Annotated in this window: 27 protein-coding genes; 19 read left to right on the top strand and 8 right to left on the bottom strand. The window is 60.0% G+C overall.

Annotation, left to right across the window (positions count from 1 at the left end):
- Positions 1-34: 34 nt before the first annotated feature.
- Together H043_RS0116870 and H043_RS0116865 are read right to left on the bottom strand one after the other, a co-directional pair.
- Positions 35-1,888: a DUF4105 domain-containing protein gene (locus tag H043_RS0116870; protein ID WP_027612830.1), complete on the bottom strand. Its 1,854-nt coding sequence runs from the start codon at positions 1,886-1,888 to the stop codon at positions 35-37.
- A 96-nt stretch (positions 1,889-1,984) separates the two neighbouring features.
- Positions 1,985-2,473, bottom strand: coding sequence for a DUF3015 domain-containing protein (locus tag H043_RS0116865; RefSeq protein WP_007909797.1), 489 nt, complete (start codon positions 2,471-2,473; stop codon positions 1,985-1,987).
- Positions 2,474-2,750: 277 nt separating this feature from the next.
- Here H043_RS0116865 and H043_RS0116860 point away from each other — a divergent pair, with 277 nt between their 5' ends.
- Both H043_RS0116860 and H043_RS0116855 read left to right on the top strand, forming a co-directional pair.
- A complete protein-coding gene (locus H043_RS0116860) occupies positions 2,751-5,189 on the top strand; it encodes a Lon protease family protein (protein WP_027612829.1) in 2,439 nt (812 codons plus the stop codon).
- A gap of 264 nt (positions 5,190-5,453) precedes the next feature.
- Positions 5,454-5,783: a hypothetical protein gene (locus H043_RS0116855; RefSeq protein WP_007963794.1), complete on the top strand. Its 330-nt coding sequence runs from the start codon at positions 5,454-5,456 to the stop codon at positions 5,781-5,783.
- Between the two features lie 6 nt (positions 5,784-5,789).
- On the opposite strand, the gene H043_RS0116850 is transcribed toward H043_RS0116855, so the two are convergent.
- Complete coding sequence (locus H043_RS0116850) at positions 5,790-7,622, bottom strand: hypothetical protein (protein ID WP_027612828.1); 1,833 nt, start codon at positions 7,620-7,622, stop codon at positions 5,790-5,792.
- A gap of 174 nt (positions 7,623-7,796) precedes the next feature.
- Here H043_RS0116850 and H043_RS0116845 point away from each other — a divergent pair, with 174 nt between their 5' ends.
- The 3 genes from H043_RS0116845 (at position 7,797) to H043_RS0116835 (ending at position 9,465) form a co-directional block, all read left to right on the top strand.
- Positions 7,797-8,285 (top strand): TIGR00645 family protein, encoded by a 489-nt coding sequence (locus H043_RS0116845; RefSeq protein ID WP_007963798.1) that lies wholly within the window; start codon positions 7,797-7,799, stop codon positions 8,283-8,285.
- 135 nt (positions 8,286-8,420) lie between these two features.
- The gene (locus H043_RS0116840; protein WP_027612827.1) at positions 8,421-8,726 is read left to right on the top strand and encodes a DUF6482 family protein; all 306 of its coding nucleotides are present in this window, start codon (positions 8,421-8,423) and stop codon (positions 8,724-8,726) included.
- A 121-nt stretch (positions 8,727-8,847) separates the two neighbouring features.
- On the top strand, positions 8,848-9,465 hold the full coding sequence (locus H043_RS0116835) for an FKBP-type peptidyl-prolyl cis-trans isomerase (protein ID WP_003228367.1): 618 nt from the start codon (positions 8,848-8,850) through the stop codon (positions 9,463-9,465).
- Positions 9,466-9,601: 136 nt separating this feature from the next.
- Here the strand turns inward: H043_RS0116835 and H043_RS0116830 are convergent, their stop codons facing one another.
- From H043_RS0116830 to H043_RS0116820, 3 genes are all read right to left on the bottom strand, one after another.
- Positions 9,602-9,859, bottom strand: a complete 258-nt coding sequence (locus H043_RS0116830; protein ID WP_003228365.1) for a hypothetical protein — start codon at positions 9,857-9,859, stop codon at positions 9,602-9,604.
- 204 nt (positions 9,860-10,063) lie between these two features.
- Positions 10,064-10,405, bottom strand: coding sequence for a zinc ribbon domain-containing protein YjdM (locus H043_RS0116825; RefSeq protein ID WP_025108781.1), 342 nt, complete (start codon positions 10,403-10,405; stop codon positions 10,064-10,066).
- Positions 10,406-10,585: 180 nt separating this feature from the next.
- A complete protein-coding gene (locus H043_RS0116820; protein WP_003228362.1) occupies positions 10,586-11,554 on the bottom strand; it encodes a polyprenyl synthetase family protein in 969 nt (322 codons plus the stop codon).
- A gap of 241 nt (positions 11,555-11,795) precedes the next feature.
- On the opposite strand from H043_RS0116820, the gene rplU reads away from it, so the two are divergent.
- The 5 genes from rplU (at position 11,796) to H043_RS0116795 (ending at position 15,540) form a co-directional block, all read left to right on the top strand.
- The gene (gene rplU, locus H043_RS0116815) at positions 11,796-12,107 is read left to right on the top strand and encodes a 50S ribosomal protein L21 (RefSeq protein ID WP_003228361.1); all 312 of its coding nucleotides are present in this window, start codon (positions 11,796-11,798) and stop codon (positions 12,105-12,107) included.
- A 35-nt stretch (positions 12,108-12,142) separates the two neighbouring features.
- Positions 12,143-12,400 (top strand): 50S ribosomal protein L27, encoded by a 258-nt coding sequence (gene rpmA / locus H043_RS0116810; protein ID WP_003228360.1) that lies wholly within the window; start codon positions 12,143-12,145, stop codon positions 12,398-12,400.
- A gap of 194 nt (positions 12,401-12,594) precedes the next feature.
- On the top strand, positions 12,595-13,818 hold the full coding sequence (cgtA, locus tag H043_RS0116805; RefSeq protein WP_003228358.1) for an Obg family GTPase CgtA: 1,224 nt from the start codon (positions 12,595-12,597) through the stop codon (positions 13,816-13,818).
- Positions 13,819-13,941: 123 nt separating this feature from the next.
- Positions 13,942-15,060: a glutamate 5-kinase gene (gene proB, locus H043_RS0116800; RefSeq protein WP_027612826.1), complete on the top strand. Its 1,119-nt coding sequence runs from the start codon at positions 13,942-13,944 to the stop codon at positions 15,058-15,060.
- 12 nt (positions 15,061-15,072) lie between these two features.
- Positions 15,073-15,540 (top strand): CreA family protein, encoded by a 468-nt coding sequence (locus H043_RS0116795; protein ID WP_003228353.1) that lies wholly within the window; start codon positions 15,073-15,075, stop codon positions 15,538-15,540.
- Positions 15,541-15,723: 183 nt separating this feature from the next.
- Here the strand turns inward: H043_RS0116795 and rpsT are convergent, their stop codons facing one another.
- Positions 15,724-15,996, bottom strand: a complete 273-nt coding sequence (rpsT, locus tag H043_RS0116790; protein ID WP_003228351.1) for a 30S ribosomal protein S20 — start codon at positions 15,994-15,996, stop codon at positions 15,724-15,726.
- 252 nt (positions 15,997-16,248) lie between these two features.
- On the opposite strand from rpsT, the gene murJ reads away from it, so the two are divergent.
- The 6 genes from murJ (at position 16,249) to ispH (ending at position 23,829) form a co-directional block, all read left to right on the top strand.
- Positions 16,249-17,787, top strand: a complete 1,539-nt coding sequence (gene murJ / locus H043_RS0116785) for a murein biosynthesis integral membrane protein MurJ (protein WP_027612825.1) — start codon at positions 16,249-16,251, stop codon at positions 17,785-17,787.
- Positions 17,788-17,916: 129 nt separating this feature from the next.
- A complete protein-coding gene (gene ribF / locus H043_RS0116780; RefSeq protein WP_027612824.1) occupies positions 17,917-18,855 on the top strand; it encodes a bifunctional riboflavin kinase/FAD synthetase in 939 nt (312 codons plus the stop codon).
- Positions 18,856-18,868: 13 nt separating this feature from the next.
- On the top strand, positions 18,869-21,700 hold the full coding sequence (ileS, locus tag H043_RS0116775; protein ID WP_027612823.1) for an isoleucine--tRNA ligase: 2,832 nt from the start codon (positions 18,869-18,871) through the stop codon (positions 21,698-21,700).
- The gene (lspA, locus tag H043_RS0116770) at positions 21,693-22,205 is read left to right on the top strand and encodes a signal peptidase II (protein WP_007963824.1); all 513 of its coding nucleotides are present in this window, start codon (positions 21,693-21,695) and stop codon (positions 22,203-22,205) included. The genes ileS and lspA overlap by 8 nt, the downstream gene beginning before the upstream one ends.
- Positions 22,206-22,212: 7 nt before the next feature.
- Positions 22,213-22,650 (top strand): FKBP-type peptidyl-prolyl cis-trans isomerase, encoded by a 438-nt coding sequence (fkpB, locus tag H043_RS0116765; RefSeq protein ID WP_177325639.1) that lies wholly within the window; start codon positions 22,213-22,215, stop codon positions 22,648-22,650.
- A gap of 234 nt (positions 22,651-22,884) precedes the next feature.
- Entirely contained in the window at positions 22,885-23,829 is a 945-nt protein-coding gene (gene ispH / locus H043_RS0116760) for a 4-hydroxy-3-methylbut-2-enyl diphosphate reductase (protein ID WP_027612821.1), read from the top strand.
- Here the strand turns inward: ispH and H043_RS0116755 are convergent.
- Entirely contained in the window at positions 23,786-24,355 is a 570-nt protein-coding gene (locus H043_RS0116755; protein WP_027612820.1) for a GspH/FimT family pseudopilin, read from the bottom strand. The genes ispH and H043_RS0116755 overlap by 44 nt on opposite strands.
- Positions 24,356-24,486: 131 nt before the next feature.
- On the opposite strand from H043_RS0116755, the gene H043_RS0116750 reads away from it, so the two are divergent.
- From H043_RS0116750 to H043_RS0116740, 3 genes are read left to right on the top strand one after another with little or no spacing between them, the layout of a single operon-like run.
- Positions 24,487-24,960, top strand: a complete 474-nt coding sequence (locus H043_RS0116750) for a GspH/FimT family pseudopilin (RefSeq protein WP_027612819.1) — start codon at positions 24,487-24,489, stop codon at positions 24,958-24,960.
- On the top strand, positions 24,957-25,406 hold the full coding sequence (gene pilV, locus H043_RS0116745) for a type IV pilus modification protein PilV (RefSeq protein WP_027612818.1): 450 nt from the start codon (positions 24,957-24,959) through the stop codon (positions 25,404-25,406). Before H043_RS0116750 ends, pilV begins: the two co-directional genes overlap by 4 nt.
- Positions 25,403-26,116, top strand: coding sequence for a PilW family protein (locus tag H043_RS0116740; RefSeq protein WP_027612817.1), 714 nt, complete (start codon positions 25,403-25,405; stop codon positions 26,114-26,116). The genes pilV and H043_RS0116740 overlap by 4 nt, the downstream gene beginning before the upstream one ends.
- Positions 26,117-26,125 lie beyond the last annotated feature (9 nt).

Genomic DNA, 26,125 nt, shown 5'->3' with positions numbered 1-26,125 from the left:
CCGCTCCCACAGGGGGTATTGATTAGGCTTCAGATCAGTAGTGATACCACTTCACTTCAAGCATGACCTCGGTTTCCGGGGTGGCGAGGTGGCTGAACTCACGCTGTGCCGTCAGGCGCAAACCGAGGTTGCGCGACAGCTCCCATTGCTGATTCAGGCTTAAGCTACGGCGTACTTCACCATTGAAGAAGTAATCGCCCTTGGCTTCCAGGCTGAGATTGCCCAACGGGTTTTTCCACAACACGCCGGTATTGAAACCGCCGGCCGGGGAGACGAGCTCGGCGAAGTCATTGTTGTGTTCAACGCGCACGGTGCCGAGGGCAAAACCCAATACGTCATCACCTAACGCCCAGGTACCGCCACCACCACCGTTGACGTGGCTGACCAGCGTCTCGTCATCATGCTTGCCCGGCACTCGCTCAAGGCCACCGGTGACTTGCCACGACAGAGGCTGCAGCAGTTCATTGCGCGGGGTCAGCGAGCGGATGGTCGCCAGGTCCAGTTGCTGGAACTGCCACTGGTTGCCTTCATACTGGCGCAGCTTCATCTGCAGGATTTCGATTTGCGCGCCGAGGGGGAAGCTTTCGGCGTTGTCGTTGAGATCGTGATAGGCCATGCGCAAGCCGTACTCGCCGAATGCACGATCGCCCCGCGTGCCGATGCCGGCCTGCCAGGTGCGTGATTCATGGCCGTCTTCCGGCAGGCCCGGTTGTGGAATCTGCAGCTCCGGCGCCGGGTTCTTGTTGATCGCCCGCAGCAGATCGAAGCTGCGCTGAGCGCGTTGCACATCACGCTCCTGGCCGTTGGCGCGGTAGCGCTCGAGACGATATGCCGCATCGATGATCAGCGCCTGACGATCCCGGGGCAGGGCCTTGAAAGTCGGCTCCTGCAACACCTGTTGATCGGCACTGACCTTCAGCACCCATTGCTGTTCTTCCTTATTCAACGGCTCGGCGCGGCTGAGCAGTTCACGCTCGCGGGACGGGCGATATTCGATGCTTTCCACCAGCCCGGCTTCTTTCACCGCTTTTACCGTATCGGTAGGGATGGCGGTCAGCGGGAATTGCTCGGTAAGGCGCAGGCTCGGACGTGCCACTTGCAGCAGTTCGAGTAGGCGATAGGAGCAGTTTTCGTCGAAGAAGAAATAGTCGAACTGGATCTGCTTCAGCTCCCACACATGCTCGACCATGCGCGCGGTTTCTGCTTGCGTCAGGTTCAGCCGGTATTCCCACAGATCGCGGTTTTCCAGGCTGCGGTACTCGGAGAGTTTTTCCTGGTACGGCACCAGTGCGAACAGCCCGGGATAGCCACCCATCAAGCCCTTCCAGGCGTAGAGAATGCTGTTGTCCGAGCCTTCGATGTAGGCGCCGAAATTGATCGCGTAACTCAGCAGCGAAGTCTTGTCGCTTTGCACGTCAGCCTGGTCGATGCGCAGCAGGGTGTGGCCGAACATCGACGACGGGCTGTTGAGGTAGGCCGCCGGGAAGATCATCACCGCGCTGTGCGGCGAGACGTCCTTGAACCACTTCTTGAATTCGGCGCAATCGGGGGCGGGCAGTTCGCTGAGGTTGAGCTGCGCTTTCAGCCAGCGCGTACGCGCCGGGTAGACGCATTGCGCATGCTGCTCGCCGAGACTGGCCGGGGCGTACAGCGCCTGCACGGTGGCGGCCAGCTCATGGTCGGGGTGTTCGTTGCCATCGGGCGCAAGAAAGAATTTCCTGTCGCTGACATAGCTGCGCCAGCCGCCAAGCTTGGCGGTTTCGTAATGACCGAGGGAAATCCAGAAGCGGTCGTTGGCCAGTTGCTGCAAACGTTGAGGGTCGATGTGAGGCGCGGCGGACAGCGGGGCGCAGACACAGAGCGCCAGCCAGGCAAGGCGTTTGAGCATAGGTGGCAACTTAAGTCGAAAAGAAACAAAAGACCCAAGGAGGGCAGGTCCAAAAAAACAAAACCCGCTTCCCGAAAGAAGCGGGTGGGGTCGAGCTTAAGCCTGAGTTGCGTACTTGGCCAGACGTGGGTCCGACTTCAGCACGGCCAGGGTGTTGGTATGCACGTCTTCTGCGGTCACGTCAGCTTTGCTGAAGATCTGCTGGAAGTGCTCGTGAGTGACAGCAGCGAAGTGCGCACGGTCTTCCGGCGCCACGCCCAGTACCACGGCGTAGGTCGTCAGCGCTTCGCCGTTGCCCTTGGCCATGTCTTCGGACAGCTCGTTCATCATGCCATTCATGGCGAACCAGGATTTACCGCCGTAGGTCAGCGACGCGTTGGTCGAGCAACCGTTGGTGCCGGAAGTCATACCGAACGTAGCGTTACCGGAGGTGCCGTTAGTGGTGGATGCCAGGAAGTGTGCCGGGGTGCCACGCTGACCTTCGAACAGCATGTTGCCCCAACCGCAATCCGGGCCACCCGGGGCTTGCGCCATGGCGTTGATGGAAACAGCGGTGAAGAGAGTACCGAGAAGAATCCGTTTCATAGCTTTGTTCTCTTTGTGTGCATACCAATGGACAGGGTTCTGACACCTGACGGTGCCAGTGGGCCAGTATTCGTTCCAGCCGCGCAGTTTGGAGTTTAGGCACGTTCCTGGGGTTCCGTGAGTTTTTACAAAAGATTTGGCGATAACCCCGATTTGCCGGGGGGCGGGGCAGGGTCACCCGGTTGTCTATGCTTTGTCGTGTGGCGCGCCTTGCCAGTGGGGCACGGGCAGCGCCAGAATGCCGCTATCCGCCCCGCCTGATTGTTAAGGAAGCCCGATGCCTGATCCTGTTGCTGCCAGCCTGCGTATAGCGCCCGAAGCGCTGACTCGTCCGTTTTCCGCTGAACAGTTCAGCTTCACTACCACCAATGATCTGGAGCCCTTTCGCGGTGTGCTCGGCCAGGAACGTGCGGTCGAAGCCTTGCAGTTCGGTGTGGCGATGCCACGCCCCGGCTATAACGTCTTTGTCATGGGCGAGCCCGGCACTGGCCGCTTCTCGTTCGTCAAACGCTACCTGAAGGCCGAAGGCAAGCGCCTGCAGACCCCGGCGGACTGGGTCTACGTCAATAATTTCGATGAGCCGCGCGAGCCCCGCGCGCTGGAATTGCCTTCTGGCACTGCGGCTTCGTTCATCGGTGACATCAACGGCCTGATCGATAACCTGCTGGCAACCTTTCCGGCAGTGTTCGAACACCCGTCCTACCAGCAGAAGAAAAGCGCCATCGACCGCGCCTTCAACCAGCGCTACGACAAGGCCCTCGATATCATCGAGCGGCTGGCGCTGGAGAAGGACGTCGCCCTGTACCGCGACAGCAGCAATATCGCCTTCACGCCGATGCTTGAAGGCAAGGCGCTGGATGAAGCGGAATTCGCCCAATTGCCGGAAGCCGAGCGCGAACGGTTTCACGAAGACATCTCCGGCCTCGAAGAGCGTCTGAACGAAGAACTCGCCAGCCTGCCGCAGTGGAAGCGTGAGTCGAACAATCAACTGCGTCAGCTCAACGAGGAAACCATCACCCTGGCCTTGCAGCCGTTGCTCTCGCCGTTGTCCGAGAAGTACGCGGAGAACGCTGCGGTCTGCGGTTACCTGCAAGCGATGCAGGTGTACTTGCTGAAAACCGTGGTCGAGCAACTGGTCGACGACAGCAAGACCGACGCCGTGGCGCGTAAGCTGCTGGAAGAGCAATACGCGCCGAGCCTGGTGGTCGGTCATCCGGCCAGCGGCGGGGCGCCGGTGGTGTTCGAGCCGCACCCGACTTACGAAAACCTGTTCGGCCGCATCGAGTACACCACCGATCAGGGCGCGCTTTACACCACTTACCGGCAGTTGCGCCCAGGTGCTTTGCATCGGGCCAATGGCGGTTTTTTGATCCTTGAAGCGGAAAAAATGCTCAGCGAGCCGTTCGTGTGGGACGCGCTGAAACGCGCCCTGCAATCGCGCAAGCTGAAAATGGAATCGCCGCTGGGCGAGATGGGCCGTTTCGCCACGGTGACCCTCAACCCGCAACACATTCCGTTGCAGGTCAAAGTCATCATCATCGGCGCGCGGCAGTTGTATTACACGCTGCAGGACCTGGATCCGGACTTCCAGGAGATGTTCCGCGTGCTGGTCGACTTCGACGAAGACATCCCGATGGTCGACGAAAGTCTGGAGCAATTTGCCCAGTTGCTGAAAACCCGTACTTCGGAGGAAGGCATGGCACCGCTGACCGCCGATGCGGTGGCGCGTCTGGCGACCTACAGCGCGCGGCTGGCCGAGCATCAGGGACGTTTGTCGGCGCGGATCGGCGATCTGTTCCAACTGGTCAGCGAGGCGGACTTCATTCGTCATCTGGCCGGTGATGAAATGACCGATGCCGGGCATATCGAGCGCGCATTGAAAGCCAAGGCCACTCGTACCGGTCGGGTTTCGGCGCGGATTCTCGACGACATGCTCGCCGGGATCATCCTGATCGACACCGACGGCGCGGCGGTCGGCAAGTGCAACGGGCTGACTGTGCTCGAAGTGGGTGATTCGGCGTTCGGTGTGCCGGCGCGGATTTCCGCCACGGTGTACCCGGGCGGCAGCGGCATCGTCGACATCGAACGCGAGGTCAACCTGGGTCAGCCGATCCACTCCAAGGGCGTGATGATCCTCACCGGGTATCTGGGCAGCCGTTACGCCCAGGAGTTCCCGCTGGCGATTTCCGCGAGCATTGCGCTGGAGCAATCCTACGGTTACGTCGATGGCGACAGTGCGTCGCTGGGCGAGGCCTGCACGCTGATTTCGGCGCTGTCGAAGACGCCGCTCAAGCAGTGCTTTGCGATCACCGGCTCGATCAACCAGTTCGGCGAAGTGCAGGCAGTCGGCGGGGTCAACGAGAAAATCGAGGGTTTCTTCCGCCTCTGCGAAGCCCGCGGGCTGACCGGCGAGCAGGGCGCGATCATTCCGCAGGCCAACGTCGCCACGCTGATGCTCGACGAGAAGGTGCTGGCGGCGGTGCGCGCCGGGCAGTTCCACGTGTACGCGGTGCGTCAGGCTGACGAAGCGCTGAGCCTGTTGGTCGGCGAGCCGGCCGGTGAGCCGGATGCTGACGGTCAATTCCCTGAAGGCAGCGTCAACGCGCGCGTGGTCGAGCGTCTGCGGGTGATTGCCGAGATGATCAGTGAAGACGACCTCAAAGAGGCGGAAAAGGAACTGGCGCAGGAGGCACTAGCCGAAGCCAAACCAGCCTGACCGCAAACGCGGTAAAAACTGTGGGAGGGAGCAAGCCCCCTCCCACAGTTGTTTTTCCAGATTGATTTTTGCGCTGATCTTCGGGAAAAGTGCCACTACTCTGGCGTCAGAATTCACACAATGACCATTCGGCGCCTTCTGGTTCTATCCGGCTTGCGCGGCGGACTTTTCTTCTATTCTCTGCTCAAGGACATCGACAGTATCACTGGATCGAAACAGCCTTCGCGTGAAGGCTGAATACAGGCTTTACCGAGGGTCGCCGCCATGTCGCGCAACCTCTGCCTCACCCGTCAATGCCTGGGTCTTGTGACCCGCATCGAATGCGCCATCAAACCGCTGGCCGGCGATAACGGCATGTGGACCTTGCTCTTCGCTGCCGGCATGGCCGGCGAACAACCCTCCGCCATCAAGGCCCAGGGCCCGTTTCACGGGCCGGTCGCCGCCGAGTCGATTCTCGACACTATTGTGGAAAGCCTGACGATGCACGGCTACGAGCTGGCCGACGATCCGCAGATCTGGAGCCTGCACCTGCAGGCACAGTTGCGCCAGATCAATGGCGGGCGTGGGCGTACGGTCGGCGTGTTCGACCACTAGGCGCAATCATGGCGCGGTGTCGGACTGCTGCGCCTTGTCGAGTTTGACCTCAAAGCCGTATTGCACGGTATTGAGCTCGGTCCGCTGATAGGTCTCCACGTGCGTTGGACGACCATAGAAGTAATGCACGCCGAACAGCGCCGGGCCATCCGCACTCGCGTCGTGACTGACCGAGAGAATCTGTTTCAGGTAGTTGCCGCTGTCGTCCTTGACGAAGAATCGCCAGGCGTTGGCCGGAAACAGTTTCAGGTCCACCACCAACGTGTTGTTCTTGATCTCCAGGCCTTTGGGCAGGGATTTGGCGTCGTAGGCTTTTTTCTCCACGCTGGCGAGAAACAGCGGCATCGACCCCACGGCAATCGCCGGGGTTTCCGGGAACAGGTTCAAATCGTAAGTGATGGTCGCTTGCAGCGGATCGACCTGATAGGCCTCGGGCGGTAGTTCGATCGGCTCATCGAGTTTGCCGCTGCGTTTCTCGGTGAAGAACGTCACGGGACTCTCGCCGGGGCTGAAATCATCACCGAGCAATTCATCGTTGAAGGTTCGCCGGTGAGAGAACTCGATGCGTGCAGCGCTCGGATCCTCCACGGACTGATGGATGCGGATGCCGGCCTTCAATGTTTCCTCGGTCAGGCTAGCGCCCTTGAGCCAGTTCGGCGCCAGATCGTCATACACCACCACCGCCGGGTCCAGCGGCTGAATGGCTTTTTCCGTAGTGTGCTGACTGAAGGTGCGCACCGGCAGATCCAGCGCCTTGCGGGTCACGGTCGCCGAGGAGAAATCCAGCACGCTGACTTCCAGAGTGTCGATAGGGCCGTTGAAGTAGACCTTGTTGTAGCGGCGCGGATGCTGCTGCTCGAAGGTCTGCTGTTCGTCCTCGAGCTGTTTTTCCAACGCCTCGCTCCAGGTTTTCTGCTGTTGCAGATACGCCAGTTGTTTCTCGTAGAAGGCGACTTGTGCCGGGCTCTCATTGATTGAGCCGGCGCGCACCAGGTATTGCCCGCTGGTGTCACGGGCCTGAACGATGACTGGATTGAGCTGCGCACCCTCGACCTCAGGGGCCAGTGGCAGGCTGTTGCTGAATTCGACTTCGGCGTAGTTCTTTTCAAGCTTCAGCAGGGTGACGCTGAGGTTGTCATCGGTGCGGGTCTGGCCGACATCCTTCTGGCTCAGGTTGAAGCTGAACAAGCGGCGCGGCGCGATGACTTCGACTTTGCCTTGCAGGCTCACCGGTTGTGGCTGGCTCTTCTTGTCCACGTCCAGCCCTTCGATGAACGGGTAGGTCACGGTCAGGTCATCGGGGTTGTTGACGTTGGAGCTGGACGGGCTCAACTGAATGCCGGGATCGGTTTCCGACCACTCCGGCTGATAGGCGATCACGCGCTTGTTGCTCAGGGTCACCGACTGCCATTCCACGCCGTGCGGGAATAGAAAGCCGCCGGGAATGTTCAGGTTGAACGGGAATACCGGTTGCAGGTCGGTAAGGTAATCGGAGCTGGCGTCCTTGTGCAGCACGAACAGGCCGTTGATAAAGGTATCGACCAGCGCCTGCGGCGAAGGGTAGTGCTTGAGGATGCCGAGGGTGTCTTCGCCGTAGACGGTTTTCAGCGGGGTGCTGTCGAGCTTGAGCTGCGCGCGTTCGAGCAGCAGCAGCGAACCACCGAGTTCGGTCACGGCATCTTTGAGTTTCGGGTCGGTAATGGCGTCCAGTGAGTGTTCGAAGGTTGCCGTCTTCGCGTCGAGGCTGACCGAGGGCTTTTTCTCATCGCCGGGTGAGCAGCCACCCAGCAGCAGAACGAGGCAAACTCCGGCAGTCGTCAACGGTAATCGCACATGCATTTCCAGTCGTCCTGTCCACTTTCGCTAGGCGGTCAATGGTTTGGACAGTAGCAGAAAAAAACTCACACACACACGCAGGTTGCGGTGATGGGAGGTGCGAGCCGGGCGGTTTCTGGCGGTCACGGGCGGCTGGTATACTCGCCGCCGATTTCAATCCTTATTGTGTGAGAGTCAATGGAACGCTTTATCGAAAATGCAATGTACGCCACGCGCTGGCTGCTGGCGCCGATCTATATCGGGCTGTCCCTCGGGCTGCTGGCGCTGGCATTGAAATTCTTCCAGGAAGTGTTTCATGTCATTCCCAACGTGTTTTCCATGGCCGAATCGGATCTGATTCTGGTGCTGCTGTCGCTGATTGACATGGCGCTGGTGGGCGGCTTGTTGGTGATGGTGATGATTTCCGGCTACGAGAACTTTGTGTCCGAGCTGAACATCGACGAAGGCAAAGAGAAGCTCAGCTGGCTGGGCACCATGGACTCCTCGTCGCTGAAGATGAAAGTGGCGGCGTCGATCGTGGCGATTTCCTCGATCCACCTGCTGCGGATCTTCATGGATGCCAAGAACGTCGATCCCGAGCACCTGATGTGGTACGTGATCATCCACATGACCTTCGTGATTTCGGCGTTCGCGATGGGTTATCTGGACAAGCTCACCAAGCACTGATCATTGGCTGATCGCTGCAAAAACACCGCCCGTCTGTTGCGAAACAGACGGGCGGTGTCGTTTGTGGCTTGTGCTTTGGTGCGCGCGGGCATATCCCTGTAAGGGTCCTGGCTCGCCATCGCACGAGGTGCGTTCATGAACCTGCAAGAGTTGAATGCGTTTGCCATCGCCAGAAAGGTCGATGAGCTGAACCTGATCTCCATGGAGGGCGGGATTTATCTGCTCGAAGCGCGGATGCACGGGGCGGCGTATCCGCTGAGTGATCTCAAGGGCGAGATGCTGCAGCTGCGTTCGGTGGAGCATGCACGGGATCTTTTGCATAACTTTCCGGTGCTGCCGTTCAACCTTGTGCACACCTCGGTGCACGACGAAATGTGCGGCCTGGGCGGCAGCGTCGATGAAAGCCTGAAAGTGCCACTGGCCTGGCGTTCGGCCCTATAGGCCTTGCGCCCCATCGCCGGGCATCTGTGCTAGTCTGCTCGCCCTTTTGGTTCCGGGCGCGCCGGGACGCGCTGTGCACGCACGGCAAGTCTGATGGCCGTCCGCACAGCGGAGCAGTGTCATGTCCGAAGTAAATCTGTCCACCGACGAAACCCGCGTCAGCTACGGTATTGGCCGTCAGCTGGGTGACCAGCTGCGCGACAACCCGCCACCGGGTGTCAGCCTGGACGCCATCCTGGCCGGTCTGACCGACGCATTCGCCGGCAAGCCAAGCCGTGTCGATCAGGAAGCCATGTCCGCCAGCTTCAAGGTTATCCGCGAGATCATGCAAGCCGAAGCCGCCGCCAAAGCTGAAGCGGCTGCCGGTGAAGGCCGTGCTTTCCTGGCTGAAAACGCCAAGAAAGAAGGCATCACTACTCTGGCTTCCGGTCTGCAATTCGAAGTGCTGACCCAGGGCGAAGGCGCCAAGCCATCCCGTGAAGACACCGTGCGTACTCACTACCACGGCATGCTGATCGACGGCACTGTGTTCGACAGCTCCTACGATCGTGGCCAGCCAGCAGAATTCCCGGTTGGCGGCGTGATCGCCGGCTGGACCGAAGCCCTGCAACTGATGAACGCCGGCAGCAAATGGCGCCTGTACGTGCCGAGCGAACTGGCTTACGGCGCTCAAGGCGTTGGCAGCATCCCGCCGCACAGCGTTCTGGTATTCGACGTCGAGCTGCTGGACGTTCTGTAATGCCTGGCCTGACCCGGTGACAGGTCAATAATGTGGGAGCGGGCTTGCTCGCGAAGGCGTCCTTTCAGGCAATCATCCGTTGCCTGACACACCGCTTTCGCCAGCAGGCTGGCTCCCACAGTTTTTTCCGCGCTACTCATATTTCGATCTTGTGATGCAGCTCATTGGTCGGGCGCAACGCCCGGGCATAGCAAAACAGGAACAGATTGCGCACCAGCTCCTTGAGCACCAGCGGTTCGCTGGAATTCAGGCTGCTGACGTCCAGGTCACCCTGATCCTGCAGCTCATGCAGGGCTTCTTCTTCCAGTACCGCACAGACTTCGCCAGTTTCCCGATGCAGGATCCTGAGGTACGGGTGTGGGCGATCCAGCCAGGCGTCGATCAAATAAGTCATGGGTCTCATCTCCTTGAAAGGTTTCAATGAGAATAATTCTTATTCGTCAAATAGCAAGTGCCTATTGGCGGAATGCGATTTTTTCCGGGTAAAGATTGCGTAAGGTCAAAACGGCTGGCGTCTGGCTATTACGCGAGAATGCGGGGGCTGGCAGGGAGGGTGACGCACCATCCCGCGGCGGGCGCGGGATGGCTGACAGAAGGATCAGACCTTTCTGACGAACTCGGACTTGAGCTTCATCGGGCCGATGCCATCGATCTTGCAGTCGATGTCGTGGTCGCCGTCGCACAGGCGGATGTTCTTGACCTTGGTGCCGACCTTGACCACCAGCGAGGTGCCCTTGACCTTCAGGTCCTTGATCACGGTAATGGTGTCGCCGTCCTGAAGCACGTTGCCGACCGAATCTTTCTTCACGGCATCATCGGATGCCACTTCAGCTTCGCCGCTGGCCGACCACTCGTGGGCGCACTCAGGGCAGATCAGTTGGGCACCGTCTTCGTAGGTGTATTCGGAATTGCATTTCGGGCAGGGTGGCAACGTGCTCACTAAGGCTCCTTGATAGGGGATCGCTAAAAGTCGCACATTGTATAGGGTTTTACGCGCAGGAGGGCATAGCGCAGAAACAACTGTGGGAGCGGGCTTGCTCGCGAATGCGGTGTGTCATTGAACATTAATGTTGAATGACAGGTTGCTTTCGCGAGCAAGCCCGCTCCCACAGAAGACAGATCAGTGCGTGCGGGCGACCGCAAATTCGCTCAATTCCACCAGTGCATCGCGGTATTCGCTGGCCGGCAGCGCGTCGAGGCACTTGATCGCACGGGCCACGTAGTCGCGGGCCAGTTGCGCGGTGTACTCCAGCGAACCCGAGGCTTCCACGGCGATGCGGATGCTTTCGAGGTCTTCGATTCCGCCTTTCTGGATCGCCTGACGTACCAGAGCAGCTTGCTCCGGCGTACCTTCGCGCATGGTGTAGATCAGCGGCAGGGTCGGCTTGCCTTCGGCCAGATCGTCACCGACGTTCTTGCCCAGAGTCTCGGCATCGCCCTTGTAGTCCAGCAGGTCGTCGACCAGCTGGAACGCCACGCCGAGGTGATCACCGAAGGTGCGCAGGGCTTCGCTCTGCTCGGCGGTGGCACCGGCCAGTGCGGCGGCGCTGTGGGTCGAGGCTTCGAAAAGCATCGCGGTCTTGCCGCGGATGACTTCCATGTAGGTTTCTTCGGTGGTGCTGGCGTCGCGTACCTTGGACAGTTGCAACACTTCGCCTTCGGCGATGATGCGCGTGGCCTGGGACAGGATCTTCATCACCGGCATCGAGCCCAGCTCGACCATCATTTCGAACGAGCGCGAGTACAGGAAGTCGCCTACCAGCACGCTCGGGGCGTTGCCCCACATGGCGTTGGCGGTCGAGCGGCCACGGCGCATGCCGGACATGTCGACCACGTCGTCATGCAGCAGGGTCGCGGTGTGCAGGAATTCGATGGTGGCGGCCAGCAGGCGCATGTCGTCGCCTTCGCGACCCAGGGCCTTGCCGCACAGCAGCACCAATAAAGGACGCAGGCGTTTGCCGCCGGCCGAGGTGATGTAATCGCCGATTTTCGATACCAGCGGCACTCGGGAAGTCAGCTGCTTCTTGATGATGCCGTCGACGGCGTTAAAATCGTCCGCCACCGCGCGGTAGAAAGCTTGGGGTTGCATCAGCGACAGTTGCTCCAGAAGGGTTGCGCGGCATGCTAGGACCCACACCGGGGCCTGTCAAGGCGCGATGGACGGCCACTTGCGTGACTCTCGCGGCTTGCGTACAATCGCGCACCCTGAACTTCCTGGGCAGCACCTGCCTTACGCAATTGCACTTGGGCCGTTCCAGCCCCATGCAGCCATGCCAGCCAATACCTCTTCTTATAAAGAGCTGGGTGAGCAGGATTATCGGAGAAATACCATGTACGCAGTAATCGTTACCGGCGGTAAGCAATACAAGGTCGCTGAAGGTGAATACCTGAAGATCGAAAAACTGGAAGTCGCTACTGGCGAATCCGTGACTTTTGACCGCGTTCTGCTGGTCGCCAATGGCGACGACGTGAACATCGGCGCACCTGTTGTTGCTGGCGCAACCGTCAAGGCTGAAGTGATCTCCCAAGGTCGTCACGATAAAGTCCGCATCATCAAGTTCCGTCGCCGTAAGCACCACATGAAGCGTATGGGCCACCGCCAGTGGTTCACCGAGATCAAAATCACCGGTATTCAGGCTTAATTACAGCCTAATTCCTCACTAGGAGAATTGAACTCATGGCACACAAAAAAGCTGGTGGTAGTACCCGTAACGGTCGCGACTCAGAAGCCAAACGCCTTGGCGTGAAGATGTATGGCGGCCAGGTCATCAAGGCCGGCAACATCATCGTGCGTCAGCGCGGCACCCAATTCCACGCTGGCTACGGCGTTGGCATGGGTAAGGATCACACCCTCTTCGCGAAAATCGAAGGCGTGATCAAGTTTGAAGTAAAAGGCGCCTTCGGTCGTCGTTACGTGAGCGTTGTCGCGGCTTAATCGCGAGATCGCTGGAAGAGCCCTGTCTTGCGACGGGGCTTTTTCGTTTGTGGGGTGAGTCTCTTGCAAAACTGTTTGTATGGGCTGTCGGCGTGCGATGCAGGTCGTGTTTTGGGGTCGCTGCGCTCATTTTTGCAAGAGTCTTATGTCTTGATTGTTTTTCGGCTCGTCCGTATGGCGAGAGGCGTTGAGTTATGAAGTTTGTAGACGAAGTATCGATCCGCGTAAAAGCTGGCGACGGCGGCAATGGCTGCATGAGTTTCCGTCGGGAAAAATTCATTGAAAACGGCGGCCCGAACGGCGGTGATGGCGGTGACGGCGGTTCCATCTACATGATGGCCGACGAAAACCTCAACACCCTGGTCGACTACCGTTACACCCGGCACTTCGATGCCGAGCGTGGCTCCAACGGCGGCAGCACCGATTGCACCGGCAAGAAGGGTGAAGACCTGATCCTGCGCGTGCCGGTCGGTACCACCGTGATCGACTCGGCCACTCAGGAAGTAATTGGCGACCTGACCAAGGCCGGCCAGAAACTGATGGTGGTGCAGGGCGGTTGGCACGGTCTGGGCAATACCCGTTTCAAATCCAGTACCAACCGTGCGCCGCGCCAGACCACTCCGGGTAAGCCGGGTGAGCAGCGTGACCTGAAACTGGAAATGAAAGTGCTGGCTGACGTTGGTCTGCTGGGCTTGCCGAATGCCGGTAAAAGTACCTTTATCCGTTCGGTGTCGGCGGCCAAGCCGAAAGTCGCCGACTACCCGTTCACCACGCTGGTGCCGAACCTGGGTGTGGTCAGCGTTGACCGCTGGAAAAGCTTCGTCATCGCCGACATTCCGGGTCTGATCGAGGGCGCTTCCGACGGTGCCGGCCTGGGTATTCGCTTCCTCAAGCATTTGGCGCGTACGCGTCTGTTGCTGCACCTCGTCGACATGGCGCCGCTGGATGACACCAGCGCACCGGACGCGGCTGAAGTGATCGTCAACGAGCTGGTCAAATTCAGTCCGTCGCTGGCCGAGCGTGATCGCTGGCTGGTGCTGAACAAGTGCGACCAGATTCTCGAGGAAGAGCACGAAGAGCGCGTCAAGGAAATCGTTGATCGCCTGCAGTGGGAAGGTCCTGTCTACGTGATCTCGGCCATCGCCAAAGAAGGCACCGAGCGCCTGACCCGCGACATCATGCGTTATCTGGAAGATCGTGCCGATCGCCTGGCTAACGACCCGGCGTACAAGGAAGAGCTGGCCGATCTCGATCAGCGCATCGAAGACGAAGCCCGTGCACAGTTGCAGGCGCTGGATGACAAGCGTGCTCTGCGTCGCAGCGGCGTGAAGTCGGTCCACGACATCGGCGACGATGACTGGGACGAAGAAGATGTGGATGATGAAGACGGTCCGGAAATCATTTACGTGCGCGACTGATTCGTTGCAGTAAACTTAAGCGCCGCTCAATCGAGCGGCGTTTTAGTATCTGGAAATCGCAAGTCACAAATAACGACATGGGCGGCGCTGGGTCGCGCTGCCCTCAGGCTAAGGTTGAAGATGATGCGGAGCAAAGTGACAGGTGCGCAGCGTTGGGTCGTGAAGATCGGCAGCGCTTTGCTGACAGCTGATGGCAAAGGGCTGGATCGTGCGGCAATGAGTGTCTGGGTCGAGCAAATGGTCGCCCTGCATGAGGCAGGTGTCGAGTTGGTGCTGGTGTCCTCTGGGGCGGTGGCTGCCGGCATGAGTCGTCTGGGCTGGACCGCACGACCCAGTGCGATGCACGAGCTCCAGGCCGCTGCTGCAATCGGCCAGATGGGCTTGGTGCAGGCCTGGGAGTCGAGCTTTGCCGAGCATGGCCGGCACACCGCGCAGATTCTCCTGACTCACGATGACCTGTCCGACCGCAAGCGCTACCTCAACGCCCGCAGCACCCTGCGTGCGCTGGTCGAGCTGAAAGTCATCCCGGTGATCAACGAAAACGACACCGTGGTCACCGACGAAATCCGTTTCGGCGACAACGATACGCTGGCGGCGCTGGTGGCCAATCTGGTCGAGGCTGATCTGCTGGTGATCCTCACCGATCGCGACGGCATGTTCGACGCCGATCCGCGCAATAACCCTGATGCGCAACTGATTTACGAAGCGCGCGCCGATGATCCGACGCTTGATGCGGTGGCGGGCGGTACTGGTGGCGCGCTGGGGCGTGGCGGCATGCAGACCAAGCTGCGTGCGGCGCGGCTGGCGGCGCGCTCCGGGGCGCACACGATCATCGTTGGTGGGCGTCTGGAGCGAGTGCTTGATCGCCTGAAGGCTGGCGAGCGCATTGGCACGCTGCTGTCGCCGGAGCGCGGCATGTTGGCGGCGCGCAAGCAGTGGTTGGCCGGGCATCTGCAGACGCGCGGCACGCTGGTGCTGGACGAAGGCGCGGTGTCGGCGTTGTCGCAGGGCAACAAGAGTCTGTTGCCGGTCGGCGTCAAATTGGTCCAGGGCAGCTTCCGGCGTGGCGAGATGGTGGTCTGCGTGGCGCCGGACGGTCGTGAGATTGCCCGTGGCCTGGCCAACTACAGTGCGCTTGAGGCGCAAAAAATCATTGGTCAGTCGTCAGATGCAATTGTCGGCGTGCTGGGCTACATGGCTGAGCCGGAACTGGTTCATCGTGACAATCTGATTCTGGTCTAAGGGAAAATACGCATGCGCATGGCTAAAGGATTGTTGGGTCTGCTGATGGCGCTGCCATTGCTGGCCTCGGCCGAGGAAATCGGTCAGGTGTCGACGGTGTTCAAGTTCGTCGGCCCGAATGACCGGATCGTGGTCGAGGCTTTCGATGATCCGAAGGTCGACGGTGTGACCTGCTACCTGTCTCGCGCCAAGACGGGAGGGGTGAAGGGTGGTTTGGGTCTGGCCGAGGATCGCGCCGAGGCGTCGATCGCCTGTCGTCAGGTCGGTCCGATCAAGTTCAAGGGCGAACTGAAGGATGGTGATGAGGTGTTCAAGGAGCGCACATCGCTGGTGTTCAAGACCATGCAGGTGGTGCGTTTTCTCGACAAGAAGCGCAATACGCTGGTGTACCTGGTCTACAGCGATCGCGTGATCGAAGGGAGTCCACAGAATGCGGTAACCGCAATTCCAATCGTGCCGTGGGTGCCGGTCCAGCAGTAACAACGCAAATCCGGAATGTGGGAGCGGGCTTGCTCGCGAAGAGGTCGTGTCAGTCGCTAGAGATGTCGGCTGACAGATTGCATTCGCGAGCAAGCCCGCTCCCACTTTTTTGTGTGCGGGATTCACCAAATCGCAGGCAATAAAAAACCGACCCTAAGGTCGGTTTTTTAATGACTACGTCGATTAAGCAGCTTCTTTCAGTGCTTTGACGTGGCCATTCAGACGGCTCTTATGACGAGCAGCCTTGTTCTTGTGGATGATGCCTTTATCGGCCATGCGGTCGATAACTGGCACAGCCAGAACGTATGCAGCTTGAGCTTTTTCAGCGTCTTTTGCGTCGATGGCCTTAACTACATTCTTGATGTAGGTACGAACCATGGAACGCAGGCTGGCGTTGTGGCTGCGACGCTTCTCAGCCTGTTTTGCACGTTTTTTGGCGGAAGGTGAGTTGGCCACCGTCGAGCTCCTCGAAAGACTTTTTAGGAAATAGCAAACAAAATAGGCCGCGAATCATGCCGATGAAGAGAAGTCTTGTCAAGGGCGCTTGAAACGTTCCGCTAAGTGGTAGGTGTAAAGAGGCGGGATATTTATTTCCGGCGCTTGACCTGTAAACTCGCGAGCTTTGGCTCTGTGCTGTTGCGGCGCAGAGTATCGCACAAGTAGGCGCATTGTTCGCCTGCTGTTTATCGACAGGCACACATTCCCTCAATGAATCTGCTCAAATCGTTGGCCGCCGTCAGCTCTATCACCATGCTTTCCCGGGTTCTCGGGTTCGTCCGTGACACGCTCATCGCTCGCACGTTCGGCGCCGGAATGGCCACGGACGCCTTCTTCATTGCCTTCAAATTGCCCAACCTGCTGCGGCGAATCTTCGCCGAGGGCGCGTTCTCGCAGGCCTTCGTACCGATTCTGGCGGAATACAAAAGTCAGCAGGGTGAAGAGGCGACCCGTACCTTTATTGCTTATGTCTCGGGCCTGCTGACACTGGTGCTGGCGCTGGTCACTGCGCTGGGGATGATCGCCGCACCGTGGGTGATCTGGGCCACGGCGCCGGGGTTTGCCGATACGCCGGAAAAATTCCAGCTCACCTCCGACCTGTTGCGGGTGACATTCCCTTATATATTGCTGATCTCCCTGTCCTCGCTGGCCGGGGCGATCCTCAACACCTGGAACCGTTTTTCGGTGCCGGCGTTCGTGCCGACCCTGCTCAACGTCAGCATGATTGTGTTCTCGCTGTTCCTCACGCCGTATTTCGATCCGCCGGTCATGGCGCTGGGCTGGGCGGTGTTGGTCGGTGGTCTGGCGCAGTTGCTCTATCAACTGCCGCACCTGAAAAAGATCGGCATGCTGGTGCTGCCGCGCTTGAATCTGCGCGATAGCGGCGTCTGGCGAGTGATGAAGCAAATGCTGCCGGCGATCATCGGTGTCTCGGTCAGCCAGATTTCGCTGATCATCAACACCATTTTTGCCTCGTTTCTGGTCGCCGGCTCGGTGTCGTGGATGTATTACGCCGACCGTTTGATGGAATTGCCGTCCGGTGTGCTCGGCGTAGCGTTGGGCACCATTTTGCTGCCGACGCTGGCCAAGACTTATGCGAGCAAGGATCGCCACGAATATTCGCGGATCCTCGACTGGGGGCTGCGCCTGTGCTTCGTGCTGGTGTTGCCGTGTGCACTGGCTCTGGGAATTCTCGCCGAGCCACTGACCGTCTCATTGTTCCAGTACGGTCAATTCAGCGCGTTTGATGCGTCCATGACCCAGCGTGCGCTGATTGCCTATTCTGTCGGTCTGCTCGGAATTATCGTGATCAAAGTGCTGGCGCCGGGCTTTTACGCGCAACAGAACATCCGCACCCCGGTAAAAATCGCAATCTTCACACTGGTGTGCACACAGCTGTTCAACCTGATGCTGATCGGCCCGCTGGCTCACGCCGGGCTGGCGCTGGCGATCAGTGCCGGTGCCTGTCTGAATGCCGGGCTGTTGTTCTATCAACTGCGCAAGCAAAAGATGTATCAGCCCCAACCGGGCTGGTACATGTTCGGCTTCAAGCTGGTAGTGGCGGTAGCGGTGATGTCGGCGGTATTGCTGCTGGGCATGCATTTCATGCCGGCCTGGGATCAGGGGCACATGCTGGAGCGCTTCCTGCGTCTGGGGGCATTGGTAGTTGCCGGTGTGGTGGCGTATTTCGGTATGTTGCTGCTGCTCGGTTTCCGTCTGCGCGACTTCAATCGCAAGGCTTTGAGCTGAGGTTTCAGCCTTTATAACCGGGCACGGGCCGGCAGTTTTGTCGGCTCGATCACTTTGCGTTACGGTGTTGCCTGTCGTCGACCGTCGGGTGTGGTTATAATCGACCACTTTATGAGCAAGAAGCGCGTTATGCAGCTGGTTCGAGGCCTCCACAACTTGCGCCCCCAGCATCGGGGCTGCGTCGCCACTATTGGCAACTTTGACGGTGTTCACCGTGGTCACCAGGCTATCCTGGCCCGGCTGCGTGAGCGTGCGCTCGAGTTGGGCGTACCCAGCTGCGTGGTGATTTTCGAGCCGCAGCCACGGGAATTCTTTGCCCCGGAGACCGCTCCGGCGCGTCTGGCCCGCTTGCGTGACAAGCTGCAGCTGCTGGCCGCCGAAGGCGTCGACCGGGTGTTGTGCCTGGCTTTCAATCAGCGCCTGAGCAAGCTCAGCGCCAGTGAATTCGTCGATACCATCCTGGTGGACGGTCTCGGCGTGCAGCATCTGGAAGTCGGCGACGATTTCCGCTTTGGCTGCGATCGCCTCGGCGATTTCGATTTTCTGCTGCAGGCCGGCCAGGTCCACGGGTTTACCGTGGAAGCCGCGCAAACCGTCGAGCTGGACGGCATTCGCGTCAGCAGCACTCAGGTGCGCAACGCGTTGGCCGCCGCCGATTTTGCCTTGGCCGAACGCCTGCTCGGCCGCCCGTACCGGATCGCCGGTCGCGTGCTGCACGGCCAGAAACTGGCCCGGCAACTGGGTACGCCCACTGCCAACATTCAACTCAAGCGCCGTCGCGTACCGTTCACCGGGGTTTACCTGGTGGATGTGGACATCGACGGCAAGACCTGGTCCGGCGTCGCCAATATTGGCGTGCGGCCTACGGTCCAAGGTGATGGCAAAGCCCACCTTGAAGTTCATCTACTGGATTTTGCCGGCGATCTGTATGACCGGCGTCTGACGGTGGTTTTCCACCAAAAGCTGCGTGAAGAGCAGCGTTTCGCCTCCCTGGAGGCACTGAAAACGGCGATCAACGCGGATGTCGCCGCCGCCCGTGCACTAGCCGCACCTAGCGCCCATCGCTAATGAAGAGCCTTAAATGACCGACTATAAAGCCACGCTAAACCTTCCGGACACCGCCTTCCCAATGAAGGCCGGCCTGCCACAGCGCGAACCGCAGATCCTGCAGCGCTGGGACAGTATTGGCCTGTACGGAAAGTTGCGCGAGATTGGCAAGGATCGTCCGAAGTTCGTCCTGCACGACGGCCCTCCGTACGCCAACGGCACGATCCACATCGGTCACGCACTGAACAAGATCCTCAAGGACATGATCATCCGCTCGAAGACCCTGTCGGGCTTCGACGCGCCGTATGTTCCGGGCTGGGACTGCCACGGCCTGCCGATCGAGCACAAGGTTGAAGTGACCCACGGCAAGAACCTGGGCGCGGACAAGACCCGCGAGCTGTGCCGTGCCTATGCCACCGAGCAGATCGAAGGGCAGAAGAGCGAGTTCATCCGTCTCGGCGTGCTGGGCGACTTCGCTAACCCGTACAAGACCATGGACTTCAAGAACGAGGCCGGTGAAATCCGCGCCCTCGCCGAAATCGTCAAGGGCGGTTTCGTGTTCAAGGGCCTCAAGCCTGTGAACTGGTGCTTCGATTGCGGTTCGGCGCTGGCCGAAGCCGAAGTCGAGTACGAGAACAAGAAGTCCTCGACCATCGACGTGGCGTTCCCGATCGCTGACGAGGCCAAACTGGCCGCCGCGTTCGGTCTGCCATCGCTGAGCAAACCCGCTTCGATCGTGATCTGGACCACCACCCCGTGGACCATCCCGGCCAACCAGGCATTGAACGTTCACCCTGAGTTCAATTACGCCCTGGTTGATATCGGCGACAAGCTGCTGGTGCTGGCTGAGGAGCTGGTTGAATCCTGCCTGTCGCGTTACGGCGTTGAAGGCTCGGTCATCGCGACCACCACCGGTAAAGAGCTGGAACTGATCAACTTCCGTCACCCGTTCTACGACCGCCTGTCGCCGGTGTACCTGGCCGACTACGTCGAACTGGGCGCCGGCACCGGTGTGGTTCACTCCGCCCCGGCCTACGGTGTGGACGACTTCGTGACCTGCAAGAAGTACGGCATGGTCAACGATGACATCCTCAATCCGGTACAAAGCAACGGCGTGTACGTGCCGTCGCTGGAGTTCTTTGGCGGCCAGTTCATCTGGAAGGCCAACCCGGCCATCGTCGAAAAACTCACCGAAGTCGGTGCGCTGCTGCACACCACCGTCATCGAACACAGCTACATGCATTGCTGGCGCCACAAAACCCCGCTGATCTACCGCGCCACCGCGCAGTGGTTCATCGGCATGGACAAGGAGCCGGTCAGCGGCGACACCCTGCGCGTGCGCTCGCTCAAAGCCATCGAAGACACCAAGTTCGTTCCGGCCTGGGGCCAGGCGCGCCTGCACTCGATGATCGCCAACCGTCCGGACTGGTGCATCTCCCGTCAGCGCAACTGGGGCGTGCCGATCCCGTTCTTCCTGAACAAGGAAAGCGGCGAACTGCACCCACGCACCGTCGAGCTGATGGAAGAAGTCGCCAAGCGCGTTGAAGTCGAAGGCATCGAAGCCTGGTTCAAGCTCGACGCCGCCGAACTGCTGGGCGACGAAGCGCCGCTGTACGACAAGATCAGCGACACCCTCGACGTGTGGTTCGACTCGGGCACCACCCACTGGCACGTGCTGCGCGGTTCGCACCCGATGGGTCACGAAACCGGCCCGCGCGCCGACCTGTACCTGGAAGGTTCCGACCAGCACCGCGGCTGGTTCCACTCGTCGCTGTTGACCGGTTGCGCTATCGACAACCACGCGCCGTACCGCGAGTTGCTGACCCACGGTTTCACCGTCGATGAGTCCGGCCGCAAGATGTCCAAATCCTTGGGCAACGTGATTGCGCCGCAGAAAGTCAACGACACCCTGGGCGCCGACATCATGCGTCTGTGGGTCGCGTCGACCGACTACTCCGGCGAAATGGCCGTGTCCGAGCAGATCCTGCAGCGCAGCGCGGACGCCTATCGTCGCATCCGTAACACCGCGCGCTTCCTGCTTTCCAACCTGACCGGTTTCAACCCGGCCACCGACCTGCTGCCGGCTGAAGACATGCTCGCACTGGATCGCTGGGCGGTGGATCGCACGCTGCTGCTGCAACGCGAATTGCAAGAGCACTACGGCGAATACCGTTTCTGGAACGTCTACTCGAAGATCCACAACTTCTGCGTGCAGGAGCTGGGTGGTTTCTACCTCGACATCATCAAGGATCGCCAGTACACCACCGGCGCCGACAGCAAGGCTCGTCGCTCGTGCCAGACCGCGCTGTTCCATATCTCCGAAGCGCTGGTACGCTGGATCGCGCCGATCCTCGCGTTCACCGCCGACGAGCTGTGGCAGTACCTGCCGGGCGAGCGCAACGAATCGGTGATGCTCAACACCTGGTACGAAGGTCTGACCGAGCTGCCGGAAGGCTTCGAGCTGGGTCGCGCGTACTGGGATCGCATCATGGAAGTGAAGGTAGCGGTCAACAAAGAGATGGAAATCCAGCGTGCGGCCAAAGCCGTCGGTGGCAACCTGCAAGCCGAAGTGACGCTGTTCGCCGAAGAAGCGCTGAGCGCCGACCTGGCCAAGCTGAGCAACGAACTGCGCTTTGTCCTGATCACTTCGACTGCCAGCGTGGCACCTTTCGTTCAGGCACCTGCGGACGCGGTAGCCACCGAAGTCAGCGGCCTGAAACTGAAGATCGTCAAATCGGCCTTCCCGAAATGCGCGCGTTGCTGGCATTGCCGCGAAGACGTCGGCGTGAACCCGGAGCATCCGGAAATCTGCGGCCGTTGCGTCGACAACATCAGCGGCGCCGGCGAGGTTCGTCACTATGCCTAACGCCGTTGGCCGTTTCGGACGGCTGAGCTGGCTCTGGTTGAGTTTGCTGGTTCTGGTCATCGACCAGGCCAGCAAGTTCTACTTCGAAGGCAAGCTCGAAATGTTCCAGCAGATCGTGATCATTCCCGATTACTTCAGCTGGACCCTGGCCTACAACACCGGTGCGGCGTTCAGCTTCCTGGCCGACAGCTCCGGCTGGCAACGCTGGCTGTTCGCCCTGATCGCGATTGTGGTCAGTGCGGTGCTGGTGGTCTGGCTCAAGCGTCTGGGGCGCAACGATACCTGGCTGGCTGTCGCTTTGGCGCTGGTGCTGGGCGGCGCGCTGGGCAATCTGTATGACCGCATTGCCCTGGGCCATGTGATCGACTTCATTCTGGTGCACTGGCAGAACCGCTGGTACTTCCCGGCGTTCAACTTTGCCGACAGCGCCATCACCGTCGGTGCGGTGATGCTGGCACTGGACATGTTCAAAAGTAAGAAAACCGGAGAAGCCGTTCATGACTGAACAGGTATTGGCTGAGCAACGCATCGGCCAGAACACGGAAGTCACTTTGCACTTTGCATTGCGCCTGGAGAACGGCGACACGGTCGACAGCACGTTCGACAAGGCTCCGGCGACCTTCAAGGTCGGCGACGGCAACCTGCTGCCGGGTTTCGAAGCGGCATTGTTCGGCTTCAAGGCCGGCGACAAGCGTACGCTGACCGTCGAGCCGGAAAACGCTTTCGGCCAGCCGAACCCGCAAAACGTACAGATCATCCCGCGTTCGCAGTTCGTCGACATGGAGTTGTCGCCGGGTTTGCTGGTGATCTTCAATGATGCGGCCAATACTGAGCTGCCGGGTGTGGTGAAAGAGTTCGATGACGCGCAAGTGACCATCGACTTCAACCACCCGCTGGCCGGCAAGACGCTGACCTTTGACGTCGAGATCATCAACGTCAAAGCGATCTGAGTAACACTGCAAAACCACTGTGGGAGCGGGCTTTTGTGGTGAGGGGATTTATCCCCGATGGGGTGCGAAGCGCCCCCGAATCTGATCACCGCGATTCAGAACCGGAAAGCGTTGACTGTTTTGACGATTGCTTCGCAATCGATCGGGGATAAATCCCCTCGCCACAACAGGCTCGCTCCCACAATGTTTTCAACCGTTTTCGCTATTTCTTGCGCGCAAGACACGAGGCACAGCATGCAAATCAAACTCGCCAACCCCCGTGGCTTCTGCGCCGGTGTGGACCGGGCGATCGAAATCGTCAACCGCGCCCTGGAAGTCTTCGGGCCGCCGATCTACGTGCGTCATGAAGTGGTGCACAACAAGTTCGTGGTCGAAGACCTGCGCAGCCGTGGCGCGATTTTCGTCGAGGAACTGGATCAGGTGCCGGACGATGTCATCGTGATCTTCAGTGCCCACGGCGTTTCTCAAGCCGTACGCAGCGAAGCCGCCGGCCGTGGCCTGAAAGTTTTCGACGCCACTTGCCCGCTGGTGACCAAGGTGCACATCGAAGTCGCGAAATACAGCCGCGACGGCCGTGAGTGCATCCTGATCGGCCACGCCGGTCACCCGGAAGTCGAAGGCACCATGGGCCAGTACGACGCCAGCAATGGCGGCGCGATCTACCTCGTCGAAGACGAGAAAGACGTCGCTGAACTGCAAGTGCGTGACCCGGAAAAACTGGCGTTCGTGACCCAGACCACCCTGTCGATGGACGACACCAGTCGGGTGATCGATGCCCTGCGCACACGTTTCCCGGCCATCGGTGGCCCGCGCAAGGACGATATCTGCTACGCCACGCAAAACCGTCAGGATGCGGTGAAGCAACTGGCAGACGAGTGCGACGTAGTGTTGGTGGTGGGCAGCCCGAACAGCTCCAACTCCAACCGCCTGCGTGAGCTGGCCGAACGCATGGCCACGCCGGCCTACCTGATCGACGGCGCCGAAGACCTGCAGAAGAGCTGGTTCGAGGGTGTCGAGCGCATTGGCATCACCGCTGGTGCCTCCGCACCGGAAGTGCTGGTGCGCGGCGTGATCCAGCAATTGCAAGCCTGGGGCGCGACCGGTGCCGATGAACTGGCCGGTCGCGAAGAGAACATCACCTTCTCGATGCCGAAAGAGCTGCGCGTCCGTTCGATCTGACGCTCTTCGCCTTCAGGCACAGCGCCTGCTCAGCCTTTGCGCTGGTCAGGCGCACCCGACCGGTTGCCGCCAGCACCACCTGGCGCTGGCTGACCGGCTCGCGTGCCGAACAGATATGTAATGTCCCTGCCTGAAATGCCCGCCCGGGCATCAGCGGTTGTCCCAGACTGCTGAAGCGCACGTAACGACTGACCGCCCAATTACCGACAATCGGTGTCCGCCCGTCACTCGCATGCTCCACCAGCAGCGGATTGCTGCTGTCCAGCGGCCCCTTGCCGCTGATATCCAGAATGATCCGCCAGCCCTGACTCCAGTCGCCGTTGATGCCATGGATAACCACGCTCTGATTGCGGGTGATGGCCAGGGTGCGGGCGTTGCGAATTCCGTCGAGCAGCGACTGCGCCGCCTGGTCGCGCTGAGTCGACTCGGTGAAGGCGGCGAACGCCGGACTGACCAGCGCCAGAACAATTGCGCCAATTGCCAGTCCCATAAGCAATTCGAGCAGGCTGAAACCCTGTTGCGGCATGACGACTCCCTCCGTGGAGCATGAAGCCCGGCGCGATCCTTTTCGCCGGGCAGGGCAAATCAACCGACACAGGCCGGTTGAATGTTCTAGTTTGTAGAAGCAGGTATAGCCGACGGCAACGGAGGGCATCGATGGATCATCATACAAAAGGTTTCACGCTGCCCGAGTTGTTGGCTGCGGTCGCGGTGATGGTGATCCTCATCACCCTCGCGGTGCCGGGCTTCACTCGTTCGATCCAGAGCAGCAAGGCCGACACCGAAATGGGCGACCTGCAGCGCGCCATCAACTATGCGCGGCTGGAGGCGATTGATCGCGGCGTGACCACGCGCTTGCGCCCGAGCGCCGGCGGCAGCGTGTGGACCGGCGAATTGTCGGTCTACGACAGTACTGGCACACCGGCCAATGTATTGCGGGTTGTTCCAGCGATGAGCAGCGGCGCGACTCTGACGCTACCCTCAGGAGTGACCGCACTGGATTTCAATAATTTGGGTGGCCTGGCGGCGCCGTCGACGGCGGTGGCCATCAGTTACGTGTTGGGCACGCAAAGCAGGACGCTGAACGTGTGTCTGAATGGACGAATTCAATTGGGTGGAAGTTGCGGATGAGGGCAGGGAGCACACAGGCACAGGAGGGCATGTCGCTGATCGAAGTGCTGGTCGCGTTGCTGATTCTGACCGTCGGGATATTGGGCGCGGCTGCCGTTCAAGTGAATGCGCTGAAGTACACCGACAGTTCGCGAATGACCAGTCAGGCCAGCTTCATCGCCTACGACATGATGGACCGCATCCGTGCCAACTCCGCCGCCGATTACACGGTGACACCGCCGACCTCGGGCAACCTCAGTGTGGCCCGCGATCAGGATCTCTACGATTTCACCACCAACATCGTCAATTTCGGCGGGCCGACCGCCACCGGCACGATCACCCGCAATCAGCGGGTGTACACCATCACCATCAACTGGAACGACTCACGGGCCGCGAATGCCACCGGTACCACGCGCAGTTTCGTCCTGACCAGCCGTGCAACGGTCGATCCGGTGGCCACGCCATGAAGCACTCCAATCGTGGTTTCGGCCTGATCGAAATGCTTATCGCCCTGGCCCTTGGGCTGATCATCGTGCTGGGGGTGGTGCAGACGTTTCTCGCCGCTAAAAACACTTACGTCAGTCAGAACACCGCTGCAGCGATGCAGGAAGATGCGCGCTTCGTATTGAGCAAGATGATTCAGGAACTGCGCATGGTCGGCATGTTCGGCTGCCTGGGCACGATTACTGACGCGAGTTCGGCAGGGGATTTCAACGCGGCGCAGGTCACCCCGATCAGTTGGGACAACAGCAACCTCAAGCTGACTCTGGTTACCGCCGATGTCGGCGGCAGTGGTGGCACGCCGACCTGGACGGTGGTCTCCGATTGCCGCAACAGTGCCACGGCCTATACCGGATTGCGTGCGGCGGCGAGCGGGCAGATCGCTTTTCCGATCCGCCGCTTGATCTACAGCTTCAGCAACAACCAGATTCTCATGGGCACCGGCAGCGGTACCCCGACCCAACAGGTGCTGGTGAACAATGTCAGTGCGTTCAGCGTCATGTTCGGTCTGGCGACGTCCGCCACTGACGTCGCGGCGTCCTCCTACAGCGCCAACCCCAGTGACCCGGCGCGCATCCGCAGTGTGCGCCTGAGCCTGACCCTCACCGACCCGAACAACCGGGTGGCCAATCAAACCTTCAACGTGGTTGCCGCGTTGCGCAACCGCTTGCAATGAGGGCCGGGC

This window comes from Pseudomonas sp. URIL14HWK12:I6, assembly GCF_000514195.1.
In the GTDB taxonomy this organism is placed as follows: domain Bacteria; phylum Pseudomonadota; class Gammaproteobacteria; order Pseudomonadales; family Pseudomonadaceae; genus Aquipseudomonas; species Aquipseudomonas putida_A.
This window is presented reverse-complemented; position numbering and strand designations above follow the sequence as displayed.

Bases quoted from the DNA above. Each gene is read 5' to 3' on its own strand.
- H043_RS0116870 (WP_027612830.1), bottom strand. From the start codon at position 1,888: ATGCTCAAACGCCTTGCCTGGCTGGCGCTCTGTGTCTGCGCCCCGCTG.
- H043_RS0116865 (WP_007909797.1), bottom strand. From the start codon at position 2,473: ATGAAACGGATTCTTCTCGGTACTCTCTTCACCGCTGTTTCCATCAAC.
- H043_RS0116860 (WP_027612829.1), top strand. From the start codon at position 2,751: ATGCCTGATCCTGTTGCTGCCAGCCTGCGTATAGCGCCCGAAGCGCTG.
- H043_RS0116855 (WP_007963794.1), top strand. From the start codon at position 5,454: ATGTCGCGCAACCTCTGCCTCACCCGTCAATGCCTGGGTCTTGTGACC.
- H043_RS0116850 (WP_027612828.1), bottom strand. From the start codon at position 7,622: ATGCATGTGCGATTACCGTTGACGACTGCCGGAGTTTGCCTCGTTCTG.
- H043_RS0116845 (WP_007963798.1), top strand. From the start codon at position 7,797: ATGGAACGCTTTATCGAAAATGCAATGTACGCCACGCGCTGGCTGCTG.
- H043_RS0116840 (WP_027612827.1), top strand. From the start codon at position 8,421: ATGAACCTGCAAGAGTTGAATGCGTTTGCCATCGCCAGAAAGGTCGAT.
- H043_RS0116835 (WP_003228367.1), top strand. From the start codon at position 8,848: ATGTCCGAAGTAAATCTGTCCACCGACGAAACCCGCGTCAGCTACGGT.
- H043_RS0116830 (WP_003228365.1), bottom strand. From the start codon at position 9,859: ATGACTTATTTGATCGACGCCTGGCTGGATCGCCCACACCCGTACCTC.
- H043_RS0116820 (WP_003228362.1), bottom strand. From the start codon at position 11,554: ATGCAACCCCAAGCTTTCTACCGCGCGGTGGCGGACGATTTTAACGCC.
- rplU (WP_003228361.1), top strand. From the start codon at position 11,796: ATGTACGCAGTAATCGTTACCGGCGGTAAGCAATACAAGGTCGCTGAA.
- rpmA (WP_003228360.1), top strand. From the start codon at position 12,143: ATGGCACACAAAAAAGCTGGTGGTAGTACCCGTAACGGTCGCGACTCA.
- cgtA (WP_003228358.1), top strand. From the start codon at position 12,595: ATGAAGTTTGTAGACGAAGTATCGATCCGCGTAAAAGCTGGCGACGGC.
- proB (WP_027612826.1), top strand. From the start codon at position 13,942: ATGCGGAGCAAAGTGACAGGTGCGCAGCGTTGGGTCGTGAAGATCGGC.
- H043_RS0116795 (WP_003228353.1), top strand. From the start codon at position 15,073: ATGCGCATGGCTAAAGGATTGTTGGGTCTGCTGATGGCGCTGCCATTG.
- murJ (WP_027612825.1), top strand. From the start codon at position 16,249: ATGAATCTGCTCAAATCGTTGGCCGCCGTCAGCTCTATCACCATGCTT.
- ribF (WP_027612824.1), top strand. From the start codon at position 17,917: ATGCAGCTGGTTCGAGGCCTCCACAACTTGCGCCCCCAGCATCGGGGC.
- ileS (WP_027612823.1), top strand. From the start codon at position 18,869: ATGACCGACTATAAAGCCACGCTAAACCTTCCGGACACCGCCTTCCCA.
- lspA (WP_007963824.1), top strand. From the start codon at position 21,693: ATGCCTAACGCCGTTGGCCGTTTCGGACGGCTGAGCTGGCTCTGGTTG.
- ispH (WP_027612821.1), top strand. From the start codon at position 22,885: ATGCAAATCAAACTCGCCAACCCCCGTGGCTTCTGCGCCGGTGTGGAC.
- H043_RS0116755 (WP_027612820.1), bottom strand. From the start codon at position 24,355: ATGCCGCAACAGGGTTTCAGCCTGCTCGAATTGCTTATGGGACTGGCA.
- H043_RS0116750 (WP_027612819.1), top strand. From the start codon at position 24,487: ATGGATCATCATACAAAAGGTTTCACGCTGCCCGAGTTGTTGGCTGCG.
- pilV (WP_027612818.1), top strand. From the start codon at position 24,957: ATGAGGGCAGGGAGCACACAGGCACAGGAGGGCATGTCGCTGATCGAA.
- H043_RS0116740 (WP_027612817.1), top strand. From the start codon at position 25,403: ATGAAGCACTCCAATCGTGGTTTCGGCCTGATCGAAATGCTTATCGCC.